Annotated in this window: 1 protein-coding gene and 1 pseudogene; both read right to left on the reverse strand. The window is 57.5% G+C overall.

Features of this window, described 5'->3' with window-relative positions; all coding sequences use genetic code 11:
- Nucleotides 1-109 precede the first annotated feature (109 nt).
- A complete protein-coding gene (locus ACZXDY_RS46070; RefSeq protein WP_130582215.1) occupies nt 110-406 on the reverse strand; it encodes a ferredoxin family protein in 297 nt (98 codons plus the stop codon).
- 32 nt (nt 407-438) lie between these two features.
- Nucleotides 439-942: pseudogene (locus ACZXDY_RS46075) on the reverse strand (FAD-dependent oxidoreductase); the annotation flags it as partial.

Below are 942 nucleotides of genomic sequence, written 5' to 3' on the forward strand. Positions count from 1 at the left end.
CGCCCCAGCTGCCGTGTGCCGGCATCGTCGCAGCGAATTGATCAGGTCGCTCGTGGACCAATCTTGGGCCGTGCTTCTTGGCGATGACACGCGGCCTGCCGTTCAGCCCTCATCCAAACTTGAATAACACCCCATATCCGCCACGCGGATAGCTCCATTCGATGTCGCCAGTGGGTTCGCCGATGACACGGCAGGTGCCGCATTCGATGCAGCCGTCGACGGTGACCTCGACCTGCCCCTTGTGGTTGAGTTCATAGCAGCGCGCCGGGCAGACCTTCAAGAGTGCAAGCAGCTGTGGGGACGGCTTCGTATGTGCGCGTACTTTGATGTGAGGATGACCGACGTCGACAAGATAGCGGTTGTAGAACAGCTTGTCCTCGACGCGCACTGATGTCTCGACATTCATATTTCAGCTTCCTTAGCCTTGATTCTGATGGGTTATCGCCAAGCGCGCGCGAGGCGGAATGCATCGCCAAATAAACCGGTCCATGACCGCGCATTGACAAAGGATTTCAACGTCAGCTTCTCCTTCTCGGCCTTCGGCGTGCCGTCGACCCGTACATAGTTCTGCATCGCCCTGGCGACGAGCTGCGGATAGGTGAGAAAGAAGTTTTGCGAGTTGGTATGCATCAGCATCGGCATATCCTTGTGGTTCTTGAGATCCTTGATCACGAAGGATTCGTCCAGCATCTTCTTGTAGAGCGACAGATTTGCCGCAGTCATGGGATAACGCCGTGATCTCACCTGGACGATAGCTTCCGCCGCAATGCGGCCCGAGGTCATCGCGAGGTTAGAGCCCTCGCGATGAATGGCGTTGTTGAGCTGCGCCGCATCGCCGACCACGACCCAGCCTTCGCCATACAGCTGCGGGATTGCCTTGTAGCCACCTTCAGGGATGAGGTGCGCAGAATATTCCTTGACCTCCGAGCCCTCGATCAGGGG

It is taken from the genome of Bradyrhizobium sp. LeoB3, assembly GCF_055456055.1.

Coding starts and splice junctions, on each gene's coding strand:
- ACZXDY_RS46070 (WP_130582215.1), bottom strand. CDS start 406: ATGAATGTCGAGACATCAGTGCGCGTCGAGGACAAGCTGTTCTACAAC.